The sequence below is a fragment of the uncultured Desulfovibrio sp. genome (assembly GCF_949282365.1).
Classification (GTDB): domain Bacteria; phylum Desulfobacterota; class Desulfovibrionia; order Desulfovibrionales; family Desulfovibrionaceae; genus Desulfovibrio.
In genome coordinates this window covers 1-3,498 of sequence record NZ_CASDOY010000085.1, presented here as the reverse complement: position 1 = coordinate 3,498, position 3,498 = coordinate 1, and the positions used below count along the sequence as shown (strand labels likewise).

Genomic DNA, 3,498 nt, shown 5'->3' with positions numbered 1-3,498 from the left:
CCTTTCCCCGGCGCGCTTTTCCGAGGAATGCGGGAGCATGCGGCACGCATCCTGCACTGGGCATGCGTAGCTGATATCCTCTATTCATTTGAAATAAACTGTAAGATTCATATCAGCGCAGCCCACCTTGGGGCGCGACTGTCAGCCCCCCCCTCATTTCGCGGCATCGGGGCTGCGTCTGTGGCGGCCTGCCGGGCGGACCGAAGGCCGAGACGGTCGTCTGCGGCCGCCGCGGCGTCCTGTCCCGGGGGGTGCCGCGCGCCGTCCGTCACGCAAAAAAGCCTGCCGGGAGCGTGCGCCTGTCCATCCGGACCTTGTCCGTTGCGGTGGCATATCGCCACGCCCGGCAGCGAGCCCGGACGGCATGGCCTGCGTGCGGCCTTTCGCCGGTCGGGGGGCGCTGCGGCACGCCTGTTCCTGCCGGACTCGGACAGGCCTCTGTTCCGTATGCAAAAAACGAAAAGGACAGCCCCGGAAAGCTGTCCTTTTCGTTTTTCCGCACGCCGTCCCTAAAGGCGGGCCATGGCGGCGTCCACCTGTTTCTGGAAACCGGTCAGAAAACGTTCAACGGAGAAGTTCTCCGCATGGGCGTGCAGGCGGGACGGATCGAAGTCCATCTCGCAGGCTTCGAAGCGCCGCAGGGCTGCCGACATGGCTTCCACCGGGATGATGCCGAAGTCTTCCTCGCCGGGGAAGAGCAGGGCCCGGCTGCGGGCCATGAGCTCGCGCACGGCGGTATCGTCCAGGCGGCCCGTGAAGCGGACGCTGGGCCCGGCCTTGGCCTTGAGCCGGGGCAGCATTTCGCCGTCGCCGACCACCACCAGCGGCCGGTCGAGGCGGGTGCAGACCTCCACGGCCAGGTCCACGCGCTTGTAGGAGGCCAGACGGCCGAAACAGAGGTAGTGCTCGCCGCCCGGCGTCCTGCGGGGCGTGAAGGCCTGCGTGTCCACCGGCGGATGGACCACGGCGGCCTCGCGGCGCCAGTATTTGCGGATGCGCCGGGCCACATGGCGGGAGTTGGCCACGAAGTGGTCCACCCGCTGGGCGCTGAGGCTGTCCCACTGGCGCAGGGAGGGCAGCATCAGGCGCATGGCCAGGCGCGAGAGACGCCCCGTGCTGCGCATGTAGGCCGGCCAGTTGTCCCACAGATAGCGCATGGGCGTGTGGCAATAGCAGACGTGCAGGCTGTCCGGCCGGGTGATGACGCCCTTGGCCGGGCCGGACTCGCTGGAGATGACCAGGTCGTAGTCCGTCAGGTCGAGCAGCTCCAGGGCGTGCGGCATCAGGGGCAGGTACTTTTTGTACAGCCTGCGGCTGGCGGGCAGACGGTCGATGAAGGTGGTGCGGATGTCATGCCGGCGGAACTCGGGCAGGAGCCTGTCCCTGTCCAGCACATGGGTGAAGATGTCCGCCTGGGGATAGAGGCGGCACAGGGCTTCGAGCACCTTTTCGCCGCCGCCCATGTTGACCAGCCAGTAATGGACCAGGGCGACTTTCATGTTCAGGCCTTGGGACGGTCGCCGATGGCGGCGGTGATCTGGGCTTCGGCGGCCAGTTTGCCGTCCACATAGGCGCGGGCGTCCATCTTGCAGAGCTTGAGCTTCATGCGGATGTTGTCGCAGTGCAGTTCCAGACGGTCGCCGGGCAGCACCTGGCGGCGGAACTTGACGCCGTCCAGGCCGGTGAAGAAGAAGAGCTTGTCCGACAGGTCGCCTTCCATGCCGGAAACGGCCAGCAGCGCGCCGGTCTGGGCCAGGGCTTCGAGGATGAGCACGCCGGGCATGATGGGCGCGCCGGGGAAATGGCCCTGGAAGAAGGGCTCGTTGATGGTCACGTTCTTGTAGGCCTTGATATGGGAGCCAGGCACGCATTCCAGGACGCGGTCCACCAGCAGGAAGGGATAGCGGTGGGGCAGGATGGAGAGGATGCGCTGGATGTCCATGGTGAGAGGCGTTGCGTCCGACATGGAAAACTCCTTTGATGGATATGATGCCGCAGTTTAGCCCGATGCCCGGTGCAAGACAAGGCGGGCTGCGGCCGGGGCAGGGCAAAAAAAAGCCCCCTGCGGGCAGGGGGCCGGGAAAGGCGGTGCGGGAGGGGCCTACTTGCCGCTCTTGGCCTTGTCGTCCTTGTGGATCTTGTTGACTTCAGCCAGCACGTCCTGGGTCAGGTCCATGGTCTGGTCGGCATAGAGGACGCCGCCGGCCGTGATGTCCACCACGAAGTTGAAGCCCTTGCGCTGGGCCACGTTGTAGGTGGCGTTGAAGACCAGGGTCACCATGTCCTGGCGCAGCTTCACTTCGTCCTGTTCCACCTTGCGCAGGAAATTGCGGGTCTTCTGATCCAGTTCCTGCTTCTTGCGGATGAAGGCCAGCTTCTTTTCATCGGAAGCCTTGGGGCCCTTCAGCTCTTCGGCGGATTTCTTCAGAGCTTCGCCCTGTTTTTCCAGAGCGGCGCGTTCCTTGCCGTACTTGCTTTCCATCTGCTTTTTGGCAGCCTGGGCAGGTTCGCTCTGGGTGGCTACGGCCTGCATGTCCACCACGCCGATCTTGGCGACAGTAGGTTCAGCGGCATTGGCGGCGACGGCACCCGCCAGCATCAGGCAGACCGCAAGGGTCAGAAACAACACTTTACGCATGGAAAAACTCCCTTTTATCGAATGCTCCTGCGGATCATGGATGCCGCTCTGGCAGTGATTGTGCATGGATCTGCGCGATCAGGGCGATACGCCCCCTGATCACCGTCATCACATAGCACCAGAGGCAGGGGGCGTCAAGGAATTCTGGGCCGTGCGGTTCTTCCGCAGGCGATCCCTGTAGCTCAGGATGCCGTCGGTCAGACCTTCGGCCACGATCTCGCGGTAGCGGGCGTCACGCAGGTTGGCGGCTTCCCTGACATTGGTGCAGTAGCCCACCTCCACCAGGACGCAGGGCATGCGCGCGCCCAGCAGCACGACGAAGGGGGCCGCGCGGGTGCCGTTGTCCCGCACATGGTAGCCGCGGCGTTTCAGGGTCCCGAGGGCCTGCCGCTGGATGTCGGCGGCCAGGCGGCGGCTCTCGTACTGGCGGGTCGAGAGCATGGCGTTGGGCAGGATGCCCTGCACGTCCGCCATCTTCTTGTCCGCGCGGGAGTTCTCCTGTCGGGCCACGCGGACGGCCCGGGGATCGCGGGAGAGGTCCAGATAGTAGGTCTCGAAGCCGTTGATCTCGCTGTTCTCATGCGCGTTGACGTGGATGGAGACGAAGAGATCGGCGCCGACGCTGTTGGCCTTGCCGGTGCGCTCGCGCAGCCCCACGGCCACGTCCTTGCGCCGGCTGTAGACCACCTCCAGACCGTTGTCTTCCAGCAGACGGCCCAGGCGCAGGGCGATGTCCAGGGTGATGGCACGTTCCACCACGGCATTGTGGCTGGTGCCCGGATCACGGCCACCGTGACCGGCGTCGATGAAGACGCGCTGCTGGCCGCGCTCGAGTCCGGCACCGTGGCCTACTCCGTGGG

The 3,498-nt window shown here is 65.3% G+C and carries 4 protein-coding genes; all 4 read right to left on the bottom strand.

From position 1 onward, the window contains the following. Window positions 1-509: 509 nt before the first annotated feature. On the bottom strand, window positions 510-1,499 hold the full coding sequence (locus Q1X76_RS09995) for a glycosyltransferase (protein ID WP_300719739.1): 990 nt from the start codon (window positions 1,497-1,499) through the stop codon (window positions 510-512). A 2-nt stretch (window positions 1,500-1,501) separates the two neighbouring features. After that, entirely contained in the window at window positions 1,502-1,966 is a 465-nt protein-coding gene (fabZ, locus tag Q1X76_RS09990) for a 3-hydroxyacyl-ACP dehydratase FabZ (RefSeq protein WP_300719737.1), read from the bottom strand. Between the two features lie 135 nt (window positions 1,967-2,101). Continuing rightward, on the bottom strand, window positions 2,102-2,638 hold the full coding sequence (locus Q1X76_RS09985; protein WP_300719735.1) for an OmpH family outer membrane protein: 537 nt from the start codon (window positions 2,636-2,638) through the stop codon (window positions 2,102-2,104). Between the two features lie 108 nt (window positions 2,639-2,746). After that, window positions 2,747-3,498: N-acetylmuramoyl-L-alanine amidase (locus tag Q1X76_RS09980; protein ID WP_300719733.1), on the bottom strand; the 752-nt coding region annotated here is incomplete at its 5' end.

What these genes read in the sequence shown, in the direction of transcription:
- Q1X76_RS09995 (WP_300719739.1), bottom strand. Translation starts at nt 1,499, where the DNA reads ATGAAAGTCGCCCTGGTCCATTACTGGCTGGTCAACATGGGCGGCGGC.
- fabZ (WP_300719737.1), bottom strand. Translation starts at nt 1,966, where the DNA reads ATGTCGGACGCAACGCCTCTCACCATGGACATCCAGCGCATCCTCTCC.
- Q1X76_RS09985 (WP_300719735.1), bottom strand. Translation starts at nt 2,638, where the DNA reads ATGCGTAAAGTGTTGTTTCTGACCCTTGCGGTCTGCCTGATGCTGGCG.